This window comes from Nocardia sp. NPDC003979 (assembly GCF_053605015.1).
In genome coordinates this window covers 387,698-405,206 of record NZ_JBSGIJ010000002.1, presented here as the reverse complement: position 1 = coordinate 405,206, position 17,509 = coordinate 387,698, and the positions used below count along the sequence as shown (strand labels likewise).

The 17,509-nt window shown below is 67.8% G+C and carries 19 protein-coding genes; 6 read left to right on the top strand and 13 right to left on the bottom strand.

The features are described from left to right. Positions 1–1,212 carry a pyridoxal phosphate-dependent aminotransferase gene (locus tag ACWEVR_RS05505; RefSeq protein ID WP_452465951.1) on the bottom strand — a complete coding sequence of 404 codons (1,212 nt, stop codon included), beginning with the start codon at positions 1,210–1,212 and terminating at the stop codon, positions 1–3. A gap of 93 nt (positions 1,213–1,305) precedes the next feature. On the opposite strand from ACWEVR_RS05505, the gene ACWEVR_RS05500 reads away from it, so the two are divergent. Then, a complete protein-coding gene (locus ACWEVR_RS05500) occupies positions 1,306–1,878 on the top strand; it encodes a winged helix-turn-helix transcriptional regulator (RefSeq protein WP_452465950.1) in 573 nt (190 codons plus the stop codon). Positions 1,879–1,927: 49 nt separating this feature from the next. Here the strand turns inward: ACWEVR_RS05500 and ACWEVR_RS05495 are convergent, their stop codons facing one another. The 9 genes from ACWEVR_RS05495 to ACWEVR_RS05455 form a co-directional block, all read right to left on the bottom strand. Then, positions 1,928–2,599, bottom strand: coding sequence for an O-methyltransferase (locus tag ACWEVR_RS05495; protein WP_452465949.1), 672 nt, complete (start codon positions 2,597–2,599; stop codon positions 1,928–1,930). A gap of 39 nt (positions 2,600–2,638) precedes the next feature. After that, positions 2,639–2,914 (bottom strand): hypothetical protein, encoded by a 276-nt coding sequence (locus tag ACWEVR_RS05490; RefSeq protein WP_452465948.1) that lies wholly within the window; start codon positions 2,912–2,914, stop codon positions 2,639–2,641. Then, complete coding sequence (locus ACWEVR_RS05485) at positions 2,911–3,558, bottom strand: WXG100 family type VII secretion target (RefSeq protein WP_452465947.1); 648 nt, start codon at positions 3,556–3,558, stop codon at positions 2,911–2,913. Before ACWEVR_RS05485 ends, ACWEVR_RS05490 begins: the two co-directional genes overlap by 4 nt. Before the next feature lie 2 nt (positions 3,559–3,560). Further along, positions 3,561–3,890 (bottom strand): type VII secretion target, encoded by a 330-nt coding sequence (locus ACWEVR_RS05480; protein ID WP_452465946.1) that lies wholly within the window; start codon positions 3,888–3,890, stop codon positions 3,561–3,563. A gap of 114 nt (positions 3,891–4,004) precedes the next feature. Further along, positions 4,005–4,541 (bottom strand): YbaB/EbfC family nucleoid-associated protein, encoded by a 537-nt coding sequence (locus tag ACWEVR_RS05475; protein WP_452465945.1) that lies wholly within the window; start codon positions 4,539–4,541, stop codon positions 4,005–4,007. 115 nt (positions 4,542–4,656) lie between these two features. Further along, positions 4,657–6,378, bottom strand: a complete 1,722-nt coding sequence (locus tag ACWEVR_RS05470) for an urease subunit alpha (protein ID WP_452465944.1) — start codon at positions 6,376–6,378, stop codon at positions 4,657–4,659. A 51-nt stretch (positions 6,379–6,429) separates the two neighbouring features. Continuing rightward, a complete protein-coding gene (locus ACWEVR_RS05465; RefSeq protein ID WP_452465943.1) occupies positions 6,430–6,741 on the bottom strand; it encodes an urease subunit beta in 312 nt (103 codons plus the stop codon). Between the two features lie 4 nt (positions 6,742–6,745). Then, positions 6,746–7,048 carry an urease subunit gamma gene (locus ACWEVR_RS05460; protein WP_067491980.1) on the bottom strand — a complete coding sequence of 101 codons (303 nt, stop codon included), beginning with the start codon at positions 7,046–7,048 and terminating at the stop codon, positions 6,746–6,748. A 191-nt stretch (positions 7,049–7,239) separates the two neighbouring features. After that, positions 7,240–7,623: a PaaI family thioesterase gene (locus tag ACWEVR_RS05455; RefSeq protein WP_452466159.1), complete on the bottom strand. Its 384-nt coding sequence runs from the start codon at positions 7,621–7,623 to the stop codon at positions 7,240–7,242. Between the two features lie 395 nt (positions 7,624–8,018). Here ACWEVR_RS05455 and ACWEVR_RS05450 point away from each other — a divergent pair, with 395 nt between their 5' ends. After that, entirely contained in the window at positions 8,019–8,531 is a 513-nt protein-coding gene (locus ACWEVR_RS05450) for a L,D-transpeptidase (RefSeq protein ID WP_452465942.1), read from the top strand. Between the two features lie 60 nt (positions 8,532–8,591). On the opposite strand, the gene ACWEVR_RS05445 is transcribed toward ACWEVR_RS05450, so the two are convergent. Beyond that, positions 8,592–9,488 (bottom strand): MerR family transcriptional regulator, encoded by an 897-nt coding sequence (locus ACWEVR_RS05445; RefSeq protein WP_452465941.1) that lies wholly within the window; start codon positions 9,486–9,488, stop codon positions 8,592–8,594. A gap of 66 nt (positions 9,489–9,554) precedes the next feature. Here ACWEVR_RS05445 and ACWEVR_RS05440 point away from each other — a divergent pair, with 66 nt between their 5' ends. From ACWEVR_RS05440 to ACWEVR_RS05430, 3 genes are all read left to right on the top strand, one after another. Then, complete coding sequence (locus tag ACWEVR_RS05440) at positions 9,555–10,208, top strand: maleylpyruvate isomerase family mycothiol-dependent enzyme (RefSeq protein WP_452465940.1); 654 nt, start codon at positions 9,555–9,557, stop codon at positions 10,206–10,208. Positions 10,209–11,658: 1,450 nt separating this feature from the next. Then, on the top strand, positions 11,659–12,696 hold the full coding sequence (locus ACWEVR_RS05435; protein WP_452465939.1) for an alpha/beta hydrolase: 1,038 nt from the start codon (positions 11,659–11,661) through the stop codon (positions 12,694–12,696). Beyond that, a complete protein-coding gene (locus tag ACWEVR_RS05430; RefSeq protein WP_452465938.1) occupies positions 12,693–14,072 on the top strand; it encodes a wax ester/triacylglycerol synthase family O-acyltransferase in 1,380 nt (459 codons plus the stop codon). The genes ACWEVR_RS05435 and ACWEVR_RS05430 overlap by 4 nt, the downstream gene beginning before the upstream one ends. Here ACWEVR_RS05430 and ACWEVR_RS05425 read toward each other — a convergent pair. Both ACWEVR_RS05425 and ACWEVR_RS05420 read right to left on the bottom strand, forming a co-directional pair. Further along, positions 14,069–15,562: an APC family permease gene (locus ACWEVR_RS05425; protein ID WP_452465937.1), complete on the bottom strand. Its 1,494-nt coding sequence runs from the start codon at positions 15,560–15,562 to the stop codon at positions 14,069–14,071. The two genes, ACWEVR_RS05430 and ACWEVR_RS05425, sit on opposite strands and share 4 nt — an antisense overlap. Positions 15,563–15,607: 45 nt before the next feature. Continuing rightward, positions 15,608–16,315 carry a hypothetical protein gene (locus ACWEVR_RS05420; protein WP_439262370.1) on the bottom strand — a complete coding sequence of 236 codons (708 nt, stop codon included), beginning with the start codon at positions 16,313–16,315 and terminating at the stop codon, positions 15,608–15,610. A 111-nt stretch (positions 16,316–16,426) separates the two neighbouring features. Between ACWEVR_RS05420 and ACWEVR_RS05415 the strand changes: the two genes are divergently transcribed. Further along, positions 16,427–17,473: a FecCD family ABC transporter permease gene (locus ACWEVR_RS05415; RefSeq protein ID WP_452465936.1), complete on the top strand. Its 1,047-nt coding sequence runs from the start codon at positions 16,427–16,429 to the stop codon at positions 17,471–17,473. Positions 17,474–17,509: the final 36 nt, after the last annotated feature.

The window sequence follows — 17,509 nt, the reverse complement described above, 5'->3', positions numbered from 1 at the left end:
CTACTGCCGGTAAGTAGCCAGGAAGCGGCCGATGCGTTCGATGATGGCCTCGAGTTCGTCGGCGTGCGGCAGGGTGACGATGCGGAAATGGTCGGGACGCGGCCAGTTGAAGCCGGTGCCCTGCACGATGTGCAGCTTCTCCTGCAGCAGCAGGTCGAGCACGAACTTCTCGTCGTCGTGGATGGGGTACATGTCCAGGTCGATGCGCGGGAAGGCGTAGAGCGCGCCCTTGGGTTTCACGCACGAGACACCCGGGATGGAGTTGAGCGCTTCCCACGCCCGGTCGCGCTGTTCGCGCAGCCGGCCACCGGGCAGAACCAGATCGTTGATGCTCTGGTACCCGCCGAGCGCGGCCTGAATAGCCTGCTGCGCGGGGACATTCGCGCACAAGCGCAGACCCGCCAGCATGGTCAGACCCTCGAGGTAGCTCGCCGCGTGCTGAACGGGGCCCGACACCACGAGCCAGCCGGAACGCAGACCGGCGGCGCGGTAGTTCTTCGACAGGCCGGAGAAGGTCAGGCACAGCAGATCGGGGGTGAGCGAGGCGACCGCGGTGTGCTCGAGGTCGTCGTAGTAGATCTTGTCGTAGATCTCGTCGGCGAACACGACGAGGTTGTGCCTGCGGGCGATCTCGAGGATCTCGCGCAACACCTCCGGCGGGTACACCGCACCGGTCGGATTGTTGGGGTTGATGAGAACGATGGCGCGGGTGCGGTCGGTGATCTTGGCGGTGATGTCGGCCAGGTCGGGATACCAGTCGGCGCCCTCGTCGCACAGATAGTGCACCGGGGTACCGCCGTTGAGGGCGGTCGCGGCCGTCCACAACGGGAAGTCGGGGGCGGGCACGAGGACCTCGTCGCCGTTCTCGAGCAGCGCCGTCATCGCCATCATGATGAGCTCGGAGACACCGTTGCCGAGGAACACCTGTTCCACGTCGACATCGGGCACGCCGAGCGTCTGGTAGTACTGCACCACCGCGCGCCGGGCCGAGAGCAGGCCCTTCGACGAGGTGTAGCCGGTGGAGGCGGGCAGGGTTCGCACCATGTCCTGCAAGAGGTCCGGCGGCGCGTCGAACCCGAAGATCAGCGGATTGCCGGTGTTGAGCTTCACGACGTGATGCCCCTCGGCCTCGAGCCGGGCGGCTTCCTCGGCCACCGGACCGCGAATCTCGTACGACACTCCCGACAGCTTGCTCGACTGCTTGAACTGCATGGACTTCCCTCCGCGATGTGGTTGCCGCACACACTACTTGGTTTTTCCAAGATCTCACTTGGATTTTCCAAGTATCAGGTTAGAGTGATAGCCGTGTCACGCCGAAGCTACGACCACTACTGCGCCGTGAGCCGCGCGCTCGACCTCGTCGGGGACCGGTGGAGCCTGCTCGTTGTCCGCGAATTGTGTTCCGGCCCACGCCGTTACAGTGATCTGTTCGCCGACCTGCCCGGGATAAGCACCGATATGCTCGCGACCCGGCTCAAGGGGCTCGAGCGCGACGGTGTGCTCACCCACCACCGCAACGGGATGCGTTCGAGCTATGAGCTCACCGAACTCGGCCGGGGGCTGCGACCGGTGCTCGACGCGCTGGCCGGGTGGGGTGCGCCGCTGCTCGGGCAGCGCAATCCCACCGACGCGGTGCGCGCGCATTGGCTTGCCCTGCCGCTGGGCCGGGCTCTCGCGGAGGTCATCGACGCGGGCACCGTCACCGTGCACATCGGCGACACCGTGCTGCACTACGTGCGCACTGCCGAGGGCATCACCCATCACGACGGACCCGCGCCCGCATCGGATCACGAACTGCGGCTCGACCTGGCCGAAGCCATCGATATCGCGACCGGTGCGCAGCCGCTGTCGCCCCGGGCGCTGTCACCAGCACGCTGACCCGCGCGATCGCCGCCCGGCTGATCGACGCCGCGTCGAGGCGGTACCGCTAGGCCTCCGGACCGTTGACCACCGCGTACGCGAAACCGTCCCAGCCTTTGGCGCCGACGGTCTGGATCACCGTGGCGTCCAGGCTGGGTTCGGCGGCGAGCAGGTCGATGAGTTCGCGGCTGGCCCGCACGTTCGGGTCGTCGGAGTGTTCGTCGGCGACTGCCCCGCCCCGCACCACATTGTCGACGATGATCACAGAGCCCGGACGGGTCAGCCGCAGCGCCCACTGCACATAGTTCGAGTTGTTCACCTTGTCGGCGTCGATGAACACCAGATCGAACGGTTCGCTGCTGTCCTCGGCGACCTCGGGCAGGGTGTCGAGTGCGGCACCGACCCGGATATCGACTCGCTCACCCACCCCGGCCCGGTCGAGGTTCTCCCGCGCGACCTTGGCATGACGAGGCTCGAATTCCAAGGTCACCACGGTGCCGCCCTCACCGACCGCCCGCGCGAGCCATTCGGTGCTGTACCCACCGAGTGTGCCGATCTCGAGCACCCGACGCGCACGCGCGGTGCGCGCCAACAGGTTCAGCAGTTTCCCCTGCGGCGGCGACACATCGATCGCGGGCAGCCCCGCGGTAGCGTTCGCCTGCAGCGCGGGCACCCCCTCCTCCCCGACAAGCGTACTGACGAGATAACTGTCGACATCGGCCCACTCAGCACTGGTCATACCCGCAGTCTGCCACCATCCCCCACCGGACAGCGGCACCTATTTCGCGGATTCCACCTCGGCGACCCCGCGCACCAACTGCACCGCGCTCTGGGCCAAGGTCTTCGTCGACACCAGCGCCTCGGCGAGCTTGATCAGCATCTGCCACACCGTCATGGTGGCCAGCGAGATATCGGCCAGCGCGCGAGCGATGAGCGCGGGCGACGCGGTTCCGGCCGAGGCGATGAGGATCGCGGTCATCTCGAGCAGCATGCCCGCCAGACTGCTGAGGATCTCGACGACGATGCCGCGCACCGTTTCCACGATCGACTTCATCGCCTATAGGCCTCGGCGGCACAGCCCGTCCACTCCCCGATGCCGGTGTCGACAGCGGCGGCCAGTTGCCCGGCGGTGGTGGTGAGATGGTCGGCGATCTTCTTCCACGAATCCGAATACGCCTGGACCATGTCGGGATTGCCGGTGATGGAGTCGAGCGACTTGCGCATCGGTTCCACGTGTTCGAGCATCCAGCTCATCAGCTGTGAGCCGATGAAGTTGAACGGGTCGAACTTCGCCAGGGCCGAGGTGCCTTTGACGGCCTTGCCGAATGTCTGCACAGCGGAGGACCAGTCGGCCGCTGTCGATCCGGCCTTGGCGATGGCGTCGATCTTGTCGGTGGTCGACCCGCCGCCCGCGAAGGCGTTGTAGAGGCCGTACCCGTTCTCGATGGTGTCGCCCTGCAGGGTGCCCTCGAGGATGCCCGCGTCGGCCTCCTGCCCGCCGCTCTTCTCCTCGATCCGTGGTACGCCCACGTTGTCGAACAGGAAATTGGTTTCCTGGTAGTAGGTGTCGCGGTAGTTGGTTCCGTCGGCCAGCAGGTCGTTGTCGGGTGCGGGCGCGTCGTCGAAGGTGTCGACGGTGCCCGGCAGCACCGAGTTCTCGTTGAGGAAGGTGCCGAGGGCGGTCGGTTGGTCGGCCATGCTCAGACGGTCCCCTCGATCTCGGCGGTGGTTGCTTTCAGCTGTCCGGCCCGGGTGGTGTCGCACGTTTCGAAGGTGTCAGCGGCGGTGCGCAACTTGCCCGGCATCGCCGCCACCAGGGCATCGAGTTCGGTGAGCCCGTCGACGATCTCGTCGTGCAGCGTGTTGAGAGTGTTCACCGCGTACGGCTTCACCAGCAGGCCGTAGCCGTCGTCGGCGTGCGCCAGGTAGCTCGCCGCCTCCAGGGCGGAGGCCACCCCGCTCGCGACGCCGTCCACCGATCCGGCGTGCGTTCTGATCGCATTCGGGTCGACATTCACCACACCGGTCACGCTGACTCCCTCCTGAAGGCGAACCCGATCGAGTCCGCGCACCTGTCTCGAACTGTTTGGACGCGGCACCACGTTGTTCGGTTCCCCCGAACATTCGCCGCAGCCGAGATCGCGCTACTGCAGCCAGGATTTGCGCTGGTAGAAGAGATCTTCCTCGTCGGGTTCCACGGGCGCGACAATCCGATCGCGGTCAGGTTTGCGGGCGGCGGGCACCTCGGGTTCGACGGGCGGCCACGCGGCGACCGGCGGCGGAGGCGGCGCGGCAGCGACGGGCGCCTGCTCGGAATCGAGCGGATCGGGGAACCGTTCGGTGTACTGGCCGACGATCGCTGCCCCGGCCTCGTCGGCGCCGACCACGTCGTGCACCAATCCGGAGACACGGTCACGCAGCCGGGCTTGGGCGCGCCGTGTGCAGGCCATCAGTTCGGCGGCGACGGCCGAGGGGTCCATGCCACGCACGCCGGCGGCCAGAGTGACGGCGGTGGTACACCCGTTCGCATCGACCGTCACGGCGATGCGCCCGTCGGCCGAGGTGTCGGTGACACTCACTTCGGCCATCTTGGTGTGCAGTTCCTGATACCGCTGCGACTTGCGCTCGAGATCCTGCGCCCAGCGCGCCAGATCGTCGGCGGCATTGGTCAGATCGTCCACGACAACAGCCCCCTCCCGCCGGTTCGCCCCGGCACGTGACACGAGGCGACCGATACCCGCCCCGCTCGGATCGCGCCGAGACTACCCCAGGCCACCGACACCCGGCGGCGGGTCCTCAGAACAGGAAGTAGCGCTGGGCCATGGGGAGTTCGGTTGCGGGGGCCTCGGTCCAGACCTCGCCGTCGACGCGGACGGTGAAGGTGTCGGGGTCTACTTCGATGCGTGGCATGGCGTCGTTGTGGGGCATGTCGGCCTTGGTGACGCGGCGGACGTTCTTGACAGGCACCAGTTTTCGGCGGATGTCGAGGCGGTCGGCGAGACGGTCGTCGATGGCCTGCTCGGAGACGAAGTGCAGGGAGGTGGCGGCCGCGGCGGGGGCGGCGGCACCGAACATCGGGCGCGGCAGGACCGGTTGGGGGGTGGGGATGGAGGCGTTGGCGTCGCCCATCGCGGCCCAGGCGATCATGCCGCCCTTGAGGACCGCGTGCGGTCGGACGCCGAAGAACGCCGGTTCCCACAGCACCAGATCGGCCAGTTTGCCGACTTTCACCGAACCGATCTCGTCGTCGAGTCCGTGCGAAACAGCGGGGCAGATGGTGTATTTCGCGATGTAGCGCTGGACGCGGGCATTGTCGGCGGCGCCGTCGCCCGGCAGCGCACCGCGACGGCCTTTCATCACGTGCGCCGTCTGCCAGGTGCGCAGCACCACCTCACCGATGCGGCCCATTGCCTGGGAATCCGAGCCGATCATGGAGATGGCGCCCAGGTCGTGCAGCAGGTCTTCGGCGGCGATCGTCGAGGGCCGGATGCGGGATTCGGCGAAGGCCAGGTCCTCGGGGATCGACGGGCTCAGGTGGTGGCACACCATCAGCATGTCGAGGTGTTCGTCGAGGGTGTTGACGGTGTGCGGGCGGGTGGGGTTGGTCGAACTGGGCAGCACGTTGAGATGCGAAGCGACCGTGATGATGTCGGGCGCGTGACCGCCGCCCGCACCTTCGGTGTGATAGGCGTGGATGCCACGACCCGCGATGGCGGCGAGGGTGTCCTCGACGAAGCCCGCCTCGTTCAGGGTGTCGGAGTGCAGCGCCACCTGCACGCCCGCCGCGTCGGCGACGGTGAGGCAGGCGTCGATGGCGGCCGGGGTGGAACCCCAGTCCTCGTGCAGCTTGAAACCCGATGCGCCGCCACGCAATTGCTCCCACATGGATTCCTGGCTCACCGTATTGCCCTTGCCGAGCAGCACGATGTTCATGGGCCAGTGGTCGAGCGATTCCAGCATCCGGGCCAGGTGCCAGGAGCCGGGGGTGACGGTGGTGGCCTTGGAGCCCTCGGCCGGGCCGGTGCCGCCGCCGATGAGGGTGGTGATGCCGCCGCCGAGGGCCTCCTCCATCAGCTGCGGGCAGATGAAGTGCACATGGCAGTCGATGGCGCCCGCGGTGAGGATGCGGCCGTTGCCCGCGATGATCTCCGTCGCCGGGCCGACGACGAGGTCGGGGTGCACGCCCGACATGGTGTCGGGGTTGCCCGCCTTGCCGATTCCGCAGATCCGGCCGTCGCGGATGCCGACGTCGGCCTTGATGATGCCCCAGTGGTCGATGATCACCACCCCGGTGATGACCGTGTCGGGTGCGCCGTCGGCGCGGGTGGCGCGCGACTGCCCCATCGACTCGCGCAGCACCTTGCCGCCGCCGAAGACCGCTTCCTCGCCCGCCAGTCCCGGTCCGCCGCAACGGTCTTCGGTGATCTCGACGATCAGGTCGGTGTCGGCCAGGCGGATCCGGTCGCCGGTGGTCGGGCCGAACAGTTCGGCGTAGCGGGCGCGGCTGAGTTCGGTCATCGGCTCTCTCCCGGAAGCTGCGGCGAAACGGCGTGCGGTGTTCGGTTGCGCTCAGCCATCGAGACGGCCGGGTGCGTCGGCGTTGATGCCGTAGACCTCGCGGGTACCACCGAGCGGAACGAGCGAAATCCGTTGCGGCAGGCCTGGTTCGAAGCGAACAGCCGTGCCCGCCGGAATATCGAGGCGGTGCCCGCGGGCGGCGGATCGGTCGAAGTCGAGCGCGGCGTTGGCTTGCGGGAAGTGGACGTGACTGCCTACCTGCACGGGACGGTCGCCGGTATTGACCACGTCCAGTTCCACGCGCGTCGCGCCCGCGTTCAGTTCGATCGTGCCCTCGGCACACAGGTATTCACCGGGAATCATGGTCTCATCCGATCGGGTGGTGCACGGTGACGAGTTTGGTCCCGTCCGGGAAGGTCGCCTCGACCTGAACGTCGTGGATCATCTCCGGCACGCCGACCATCACGTCGTCCCTGGTGAGCACCTGGCGCCCCGAGGACATCAGTTCCGCGACGGTCCGCCCGTCCCGCGCGCCCTCGAGCACGTGGTCGGTGATGAGCGCGACCGCCTCGGGATGGTTGAGCTTGAGCCCCCTGGCCTGCCTGCGCCGCGCCAGCTCGGCCGCGTAACTCAGCAGCAGCCGTTCCTGCTCGTGCGGCGACAGTCGCATCGGGGTTCTCCTCGGCGGATCGTGGTCGGTGAGCGACATTCTGGCACGTGCGTGCCTCCACGGGTCGCCCACCGACGCCGTGACCTGGGACGAACCCCGCTCGATTAACGAGAAGTTAACGAAGCGCCGGCATCGGCGCTCTCGCCGCCGACGCGCTCGACCCGGCAGCGGATCATCGCGGGGAATGGAGATCAGGCCACCAGGTTCTGCAGGCGCACCTGGCCGCGAGCGACCATGCGACCCTCGGCGTCGGTGATCACCACGACCCACAACTGCTGGCTGCGACCGCGGTGGATCGGGGTGGCCTCGGCGGTGAGGGTGCCCTCGCGCACGGCGCGCAGGAAGTCGGTGTTGTTGTTGACGCCGACCACCTGACCGCGCTCACCGAACCAGACACTGCCGCCGACGCTGGCGAGGGTTTCGATCACCGTGCAGTACACGCCGCCGTTCTGGATGCCCGCGGGCTGGTGCAACTGGGGACGCACCTCCCATTCGCCGCGCACGCGGTCGGCGGAGACCTCGGTGAAGCGCATGCCGATGAGGTCGGTGAAGGTGCCTTCGCTCATCTTGGTCATCAGCTCGGGCGTGATATCAGCCCATGACAGGGGATTTTCGCTCATACCGTCCGGTTTACACCATCAGAAATCCGGCGGCGCCACCGGGAAAACGAAGCGGCGGACCCCGTTACGAGAACGGAGCCCGCCGCGGCAGGAACGAGGGGGTCGACCGCAGCCCTCGGGACCACCGGCTCATCCATACGCCACGATGAGCATAGGTCAGGCTTACCTAAGTGGTCAAGTGGCTGCCGGAATGCGACGCGCCGGTAGCGATATCCAGGGCTTGCTCAACACAATCGCAATACTCCATGATCGTTCACACCTCTATGTTCCGAGGCTTGTGTCGATGGTGAAAGCTCATGTTCTGGGCGTACGACGACCAGGGGTGGGCGCGGCGAGAGAGGCAAGATTTCGTGAGTAGTAGTCGTATTCCCCGATGGGCCGCGGGCGCGGCGATGTGTGCGGCGGTGGTCGGTACCGCGCTCGCCGCACCCGTGCAGGCCGAACCACTGTGGCCGGGTGGGCCCGATATCCCCGGCGTGCCCGCCATCGTTCCCGCGCCCGAACCGGAACCGGTGGTGGCACCGTGCAGCGAGAAGGCCCGCGCGTGCCTGCAGCTGTCCACCAACAACGCGTGGCTGATGGACAACGGCAAGGTGACCTACGGTCCCACCCCGATGTCGCACGGCCGCCCCGGCTACGAAACCCCACCGGGCACGTTCAAAGTGGCGTTCAAGAAGCCGTTCCACTGGAGCACCCTGCACAACGCACCCATGGAATACGCGATCTTCTTCAACGGCGACATCGCCTACCACATCGGACCCACCGAGGAGCAGTCCCACGGCTGCATCCGCCTGACCCCCGACGGCGCCAAGGCGCACTACGAATGGCTCGAACCCGGCGACATCGTCGAAGTGGTTCCCTGATCGTCCCCCTAGGGGAGGCCACCCTGGTGGCCTCCCCTCGTTCGTTCCTGGCGGTTCAGCTCACGATTGCGTGACCGAGACGGTCAGCGCGTCATAGAGCCACAGGTGCGCGGCGCCGGAGGTGACCGGTTCCCCCGTCAGGGCGGTGGTGAGATGCCAGTAGCGGCGGACGCGCTGGTCGGCGGCGCCGAGGGCCAATCGCTGACGGAATTCCGGGGTGTCCCGCTCGGCGCGAGCGGTGGCATGGGCGTGGACGTAATGATCGAGTTCGGCACCGGGCCGAGGTCGTTCGCCGATCGCGACAAGCGGGGCCGCCGACAGACACGCCTGCGCGACGGACAGCAGCAGGACTTTTTCGTCACGCACTCCAGGAACGGCGCTGTGCCGGACGATGTCGAACATCGCCGCCTCGAGCCGTGGATCGCGCACCGCCGCCACGAGTTCGGCGTAGGTCAGCAGGAACTCCGGGTCGGCATCGACCGGCGGGCCCGGCAGATTCATATCGATGAAGTCGTGCAGCACGGGTGCGGGCAACGGGGCGAGCTGATGCCGCCAGAAACCGACGAGCACGTCGTGCGCGGTACCCGGATCAGCAACGGCAGCAACCAGATTCACCCCGCACCCGACCTCACCGGCGGTCACCGCGGTCAGCAACGCCTCGCGTCGCCGCAGTGCGGCGAGTTCGCCGGCAACAGCTTCGCGTTCGGCGGCGATCACCTCCGCCAGGGCGCGGGTACCCGCCAGGACGTCGGCGATGGCGGCCAAGCCGATTCCCAGCGCACGCAGGCGGCGCAGCAGGTTCAACCGGTCGACCGCGTCCGGGCCGAATGTCCGATGGCCGGTCGACGTGCGCTCGGCAGCCAGCAACCCTTCGTCGCAGTAGTAGCGGATGGTGCGCACTGCGACGCCGGTTCTCGCGGCGAGTTCACCGATCGTCAGACGTGTGTTATGGGTCACAGTCGCTGGCACCTCCACCTCGGTGGAGTTCCTACGGTACCGACGACATCGACCGAAGGAGACATGATGACAGTCGAACGACCGAGCGCGGACAGCGTCTGGCGGCGCGTGGCCGAGGAGCGCACCACACTGGTCGAGCTGCTGGCCGGGCTCGACGAATCCGAGTGGGACACAGCATCGTTGTGCGCGGGATGGCGCATTCGCGACGTGGTTGCCCATCTGGTGCTCGCGACCCGGTTCACGCTCGGGACGATCGTGGTGGAGCTGGTGCGGGCGCGGGGAAACATCGATCGGCTCATCCACGACAGTGCCGTTCGGTACGCCGACCGGACGACCACCACGGGACTGCTCGCACAGCTACGGGAAACGATCGGGTCGCGCGCGACGCCGATCGGCACGACGCCGCTCGACCGGCTGATGGACCTGCTCGTCCACGGGCAGGACATCGCCGTGCCGCTCGGCATCGAGCGGGTCGCGCCGACGGAGCCCGCACAGTGGTCGCTGGAGCGGGTATGGGCGATGGGTGCGCCGTTCCACGCGCCCGAGCGGCTCGCCGGATACCAGCTGCGCGCGACCGACACCGGGTGGACAGCGGGATCGGGGACGGCGGTCACGGGCACTGCTGTGGAGTTGCTGATGCTCGTCACCGGCCGCGCCGAATGCCCGGCCACCGGCGGACGGGTGCTGCTGCCCGCCCCCGGTGTCGGACAGGGGGATTGACGCGGCTCGCCGACGGAAGGGCGACGCGTGACAAGCCTTGTGCGTCGCCACAGGTCACGGCATCAGCGGTAGTGACGTTCGCCAATCCGGCGAGATACTTTCCGTCGGAAAGAATTCGGGACGAATTGTCCGGATCCGCCAAAAATCGGATGACGGGAAATGGGCAGCGGCTACGTTACCGGCATCACGACGGGTGACCGCCGCTGATGCAGATCCGAAAATGCCGCAAGGAGAACTGATATGGGTTCACTCACCGAATTGATGATGGCAGGAATTGCGGGACTGGGTTCCGCCGCCGAAGGAGACGGTTTGCTCGCCGTGTTCCTCGGCTCCGTCGAAGCCTTCTTCCCGTAATCGATCGCCTATTCCTGAAAGGAGAACACCATGGGATCTCTCTACGAACTGCTGCAGACCGGCGCGGCCAGCCTCAGCGAAGGCGCGCTGCCCTTCGTCCAGGCACTGATCACGGCCAGCGGCGGCACGCCGTCACCGGGCAAGTAGCGATCAGGCGAGCGGGTCGGGAGCGGGCCGACGAGCCCCCTCCTGCCCGTTCACAACACCAGCGCGAGTTACCTTGCAATAGCTGAAAGACATAACGACTCAACGGCCGGAGAACGCCGCCGGGAGCGATCGCGCCGAGGCATAACCCTGAAAGCAGGGGCTTGCGCGTCCACCTGGCAACATCCGTTCGACGCACCCGCACCGCACTTCACCCGGGCCCGACAGGACATCCAGCACCGCACACCCCGACCGGCAACGCCCACAGGCGCCACACCGAAGCTCAGCGAACCACCGCAGTTCACAGCAGAAAAAAGCCCCCTTGACGCCCTTTCCGCGTACATCAGTGTTCACCGCGAAACGGTCGATGACTGTGCCAGACAGTGGCAGTAACCACAGGTCACACCTAGTACCGGCGCACCCCGTCGGCAATCCACAAGTTGATTCCGCACGGAAGAAAAATATGAACAGTTCGAGCGGAGTGAAACATCGGGTTGCCACACCTGGAGTAGCGGGTTACGTTACCGGCGTCACATCGAAGCCTGGTGTGGCCACAACGCAAGGAGAGATACATGGGCTCGTTGAGTGAGCTTCTGACCGCGGCCATCGCGGGACTCGGTTCGGCTGCCGAAGGCGACGGTCTGCTGGCCGTCTTCCTCGGATCGGTGGAAGCCTTCTTCCCGTAATCCGGCCGTCCGGTCACCCGGCTCGCCCGTGACGCGAGCCTGATTCACCCATCATCACCAGGAGAAACACATGGGGTCCCTCTACGAACTGCTGGAGACCGGCGCCGGCAGCCTCAGCAATGCGGCGTTGCCCTTCGTGCAGGCGCTCATCTCGGCGAGCGGTGGCACGCCGACGCCCGGCAAGTAGCCCTCAGCTTTGTCACGGGGGCCGGCCCATCGGTCGGCCCCCGGTCGCTCTTCGAGAAGTCAGCAGGCTCGTACCACCGATGAACACACCCGCATTCCGCACCCTCCTCGCCGCGGCCTGTGCCGCCGCCCTGGCCACCGCGCCCGCGCTCGCCGACGGCCCGCGGGCGACCGCCGCGCCCGGCGCCCACCTGGTGAGCCGCGGTCAGTCCGGCCAGACCGCCGAGATCAGCGTCTATTCGCCGTCGATGGATCGCACCATCGCGCTGCGCGTGCTCCGCCCCGCCGACACCGCGACTCCCGCCCCGACGCTGTACCTGCTCAACGGTGCGGGCGGTGGCGAGGATTCGGCCAACTGGGCAGGTCAGACGAATGCGGCCGAGTTCTTCGCCGGTAAACACGTCAATGTCGTGATGCCGATGGAAGGCGCGTTCAGCTACTACACCGACTGGCACCAGCCCGATCCCGGACTGGCGAAGAACCTGAAGAACAACGGCGTCAACAAGTGGACGACCTTCCTCACCCAGGAGTTGCCGCCCGTGATCGACGCGGCCTTCGGTACCACGGGCGTGAACTCGCTGGCGGGCATCTCGATGGCAGGCAGTTCGGTGCTCGACCTGGCCATCCAGGCCCCGCAGCTCTACCGGAGCGTCGCCTCCTACAGCGGCTGCGCGATGACGAGCGACCCGGTCGGCCGTGAGTTCGTCTCGCTGGTGGTCCGCCTCGGCGGCGGCAAGGTGGAGAACATGTGGGGGCCGGCGGGCGATGCCGCCTGGCGCGAGCACGACCCGTATGTGCAAGCGCATCGGCTGCCCGATATCCCGATCTATATCGCCGCCGGAAGCGGATTGCCGGGCGTGCACGACACCCTCGCGAATCCGCGAGTACATGTCGAAGGAAAAAACCCCGCGTCCATTCTGCAGAATCAAATGCTCGTCGGCGGCGGAATCGAAGCGGCGACCATGTATTGCACCGCGCAAATGGCCCAGCGGACACGCGAACTCGGTCGTACGAATATCACCTACAATATGCGCGCGACCGGAACTCATTCATGGGGATATTGGGAAGACGATCTGCACGCTTCCTGGCCGATGATGGCGACGGCACTCGGCCTGTGAACACCCTGCGGGTACGCCCCGGGCGGTTGGCACCGCGCGACGCGGTCTTCGTCTACGACGAGACCGACCGGCACCTCTCCCACATCGTCGCGGTCTACTGCTTCGCCGACGACGGCACCGCGCCCCTGACCACGCGCGAGGTTCGCGAGTGGGCGCGGGCTCGCCTCGGCCACTCCCCCTTGTTCCACCGCCGCCTGCGCCGCACCCCTTTCGATCTCGATCTGCCGTACTGGGTGCCCGCTCCGGTGGCGAATACGGCCGATCACGTCTTCCTCGACGCGCCGGGTAACTGGTCTGCCGCCCAGCGGCGGATCGCCGAACTCGCCTCGGCGAGAATGGATCTCGTCAAGCCCCCGTGGGAGTTCCACGTCCTGGACCGGGTACGCGAGGTGCCGGGGCTCGGGACGGCGACGGTGGTGGTGCTCAAACTCCACCACAGCGTCTGCGACGGCGTCGCGACCCGCGAGCTCGAGGCGAAACTCTTCGGCGACGCGCCTGCCCCCGAGGTCGAACTCGGGGGCGACGACCTGATCGGCGCGGCCGTGCGGACCGCCGCCACTGTGCTCACCGCTCCCGCACGATTCGCCCTCGGCATGGTCCGGACGCGGGCACCCGGCGACGCCGGCGCGGTGACCCAGCAACCCGTGACCCGCTTCAACCGCGATATCCACGCACCGCTGACCATGCACGTCGTCACCCTGCCGATGGCCGAGGTCCGCGCCGTACAGGCCGCGTGCCCGGTCCGGGTCACCGTCAACGACCTGATGCTGACCACCGTGTCGGGCGCGCTCGCGGCGTATCTGGCCGAGCACGACGAGACACCCGAGGCCTCCCTCGCGGCCATGGTGCCGATGTCGATGCGCGGTGTGGCGCAGTGGGATTCGGTGAATCAGCTCACCCAGGTGTTCGTCGATCTGCACACCGACATCGACGACCCGGTGCGGCGACTGCTCGCGATCGGGGAATCGGCGAAGCGGGCCAAGGCCACCGCGGCCGACCCGGCCACCCTGCGCACCGAGTCGCGCGTGGAGACCGCGCCCGCACTGCTGCTGCGAGCCGCGGGCTGGGCACGCACCCTGCGCCGGTTCGACGAGGTGACCTCGGTGCCGTTGAGCAACACCACGATCAGCAATGTGCCACCGGTCCGCGACGACCTGCGGTTCGCCGGACGGCCGCTGGTGCGCGTGCTCGGTGCGCTGCCGATCCACGACGGCGACGGCCTGCGCCATCTCATCACCTCGCAGGGCGCGGAGCTCGCCATCACGGTCACCACCAACGCGGCGATGATGCCGGATCCCGACCACTACGGCGACCTGCTGCTGAACTCGTTCCGCGGGCTCGCCGACGCCGTGACCGCCCGGGGTGCCGTCGGCTAGTCCGGCGGTTCCTGCGCACCCTCGTCGGTCTCGGCGACATCGGGGGCGACTTCGCGGGTGGCCATGCCACCGTCCTTGCCCTCGTCCCTGGGGCCAGGTCGTCCACCTTTCGGTTCGGCGGTGTCGTCGTCGCGGTCGCGTGGTGTGGTCATGAGCTTCCTCCTCTGCGGGTCCTCGGCTGGCTCTACCCGTTTTTCCGCATCCACACCACCGCGGGCACGAACGGCGTTCACCACGGCCAGCACCGCGCCGAGACCGACGAGGATCAGCCCGCGCGCCCAGACCTCACCGTCGATGCGGGTGAACAGGAACAGACACGACGCCAGACCGAGCAGGGGCACGATCGTCGGAATCCGGAAGTGGCCCGGTTCACCCGGTTCGCGGCGCAACACCAGCACCGCCGCGTCGACGGAACCGAAGACGAACAGCAGCAACAGCACCAATGTCGCTGCCAGCGAATCGACTTCGCCGGTCAGTGCCAGCAGCAACGACACCGACGATGTCGCCAGGATCGCCACCCAGGGTGTGCGCCTGCCGGGCAGGATCCGGGCGAGCGTGGACGGCAGGAGACCGTCGCGGGCCATGCCGTACGCCAGCCGCGAGGACATGATGCCGGTGAGCAGGGCCCCGTTGGCGACCGCGACCAGCGCGATCACGCTGAACAACCAGTCGGGCACCTCCCCGGCCACCCGCACCACCTCCAGCAGCGGTCCGCTCGACTCCGCCAGCTTCTCGGTGGGCACCGCGGCACTGGCGACCACACCGATCAGCGCGTACACCACCCCTGCGGTGAGCAGCGCGCCGAACAGCGCCGTGGGGTAGGACCGGCGTGGATCCTTGACCTCTTCGGCCAGATTCACGGAGGTCTCGAAGCCCACGAACGAATAGAACGCCAGCACCGAGCCCGCGAGCACCGCCCCGACCGCACCCTGTTCGGCGGTGCCGACCTGGGTGAGGCGGCTCAGGTCGGCGTCGCCGCGCAGCATCACCCACAGGCCGAGTCCGATGATGAGCAGCAACCCGCCGACCTCGACCAGCGTGGCGGCCACGTTGGCGCCCAACGACTCCCGGATGCCGCGAATGTTGAGTGCCGCGAGCAGCGCGAGAAACACCACGACCACCACGACCACCGGCACCGAGACCAGCGCCTGCAGATAGTCCCCCGCGAACGCCCTGGCCAGCGCACCCACCGACACCACACCGGCGGCGAGCATGCAGAAACCGACGAACGACCCGGCCGCGGGCCCGAACGCCCGGGTGACATAGTGCGCCGACCCACCCGCCCTCGGGAACTTCGTCGCCAGTTCCGCATACGAACCCGCGGTGAGCGTGGCCAGCACCAGCGCGATGACGAGCGGCAACCACACGGCGCCACCGGACTCGCGGGCCACCGAACCGACCAGCACGTACACGCCGGCGCCCAGAATGTCGCCGAGGATGAAGAAGTACAGCAGCGGCGTGGTGACGGCCCGCTTCAGGACAACGGTCATGCGGAACCTATACCCGCGACCGCGCCGGTGAAGCGCGCGACGCGCTCAGCGTTGCAGCACGCTGCTGCGCCGCACGGGCAGACCACGCTCCTCGAAGGCGGTGAGCAGCAGCTGGCCACGACGCGCCGCGGCGGCGGGATCGGTGCGTGCCAGATCGGGCACGTAGGTGGCCGCACCGACGACGGATTCACCGACCAGCGGCCAGAACCGGCGCGCGGGCAGACCCGAGCAGCGGGTGAGCACCGACTGCAACGGGATCAGCGACGACGCGCTGCGCTGCACCAGCCACACCGCCATCGCCGCTTCGCAGGGCAGTGCGACGGTGCCGGGTTCGGCGGCCTGCGGGTCACCGTCGACGACGCGAATCGTGGTGTCGGACAAGCCCGCCCAGTCGATACCGCCGTCGTTGTCGTGGTGGATCCAGAGGTTGTCGCGCCCGGGATCCCAGGCCTGCGCCGACATCACGAACAGCGCGGTGACCCGGCCGACGACGGCGTGGATGAGCGCGGTCGCCACCACCTCGGCGGCGATCTCGTCGTTGATCATCTCCGCGGCGTGCCTGCGGTACATCAGTTCGACGCGGCCCTCGGACAACCCGTTCGGGACATGCCACCATCGCCGTTTCCCCTGTCCGGCCATCGCCGCCACGGCATAGACCCGCGGATGCTCCGGTTGCAGCGCTTGCAACCGCGCACAGGCGCGATCGAACGCGAGGGTGGTGCGGGTCGTGGTGGTGGTGACGGGCTCGGGCATCGAACCTCCTCGAACGGTTGGTTCCCGTGACGATGATGTCTCGGAACATAGGTTAGGCTTACCAGACTTCACAAGTCGTGTCCGGTTTCGAGGCAGGAGAAGTTCGTCGCCGTGATCCACCCTGGCACCGTCAGACGCCGTCGTCTGACCGGGCTTGCCCTGCTCGCTGTACTGCTCACCGTGGCAGTGATCGCCAGCATCGCCGTCGGCACCCGCTCGCTCGCACCGTCCACGGTGTTCGACGCCGTCACCCACGCTCTCGGCTGCGACGGCGGCCCGTTCCGATGCCCGGCCCGCTCCACCGCCGAGGAAATCGTGCGTGAGCTGCGTCTCCCGCGCACCGCGTTGGCCCTCATCGCCGGAATGGCGCTGGGGGTCGCGGGCGCGCTCATCCAGGGGTATACCCGGAATCCGCTAGCTGATGCCGGATTGTTAGGACTGAATGCGGGCGCCGGCTTCCTGGCGGCGCTCAGCATCTATCTGTTCGGCTTCACCGCGCCGGGTCAGTACATCTGGTTCGCCTTCGCCGGGTCGGCGATCGCGGGACTGATCGTGTTCGGCGTCTCCTCGATCGGCGGCGGCAAGGCCAGCCCGTTGAGCCTGGTGCTCGCCGGTGCGGCGGTCACCGCGTTCCTGCAGGCGATGACCAACGCCGTCGTCGTGCTCGACAACGCGGCGCTCGACACCTACCGGTTCTGGGTGGTCGGCACGGTCAACGGCCGCGAGGCCGACGTGTTCTGGCAGGTCCTGCCGTTCCTCGTGATCGGCCTCGGTATGGCCCTGGCCGCCGCGCCCGCCCTGAACTTGCTCGGTCTCGGCGACGAGGTGGCACGCGGCCTCGGTGTCGACATCGGCCGGGCGCGCGCCTTCGGACTGGTCGCGGTGGTGCTGCTCAGCGGTGCGGCCACCGCAGCGGTCGGGCCGATCGCGTTCCTCGGGCTGGTGGTCCCGCATATCGCTCGCATCGTCACCGGACCCGACAACCGGTGGCTGATCCCCTACTCGGCCCTGCTGGGCGGACTGTTGCTGCTCGCGGCCGATATCACCGGCCGCGTCGTCGCCCGGCCGGGTGAACTGCAGGTCGGCGTGATGCTGGCGGCGCTGGGCGCACCGTTCTTCATCGCCCTCGTGCGCCGCAAGAAGCTGGTGACGCTGTGAGCGCCGGCATCGATACGACCGCCGATCTGCGCAAGG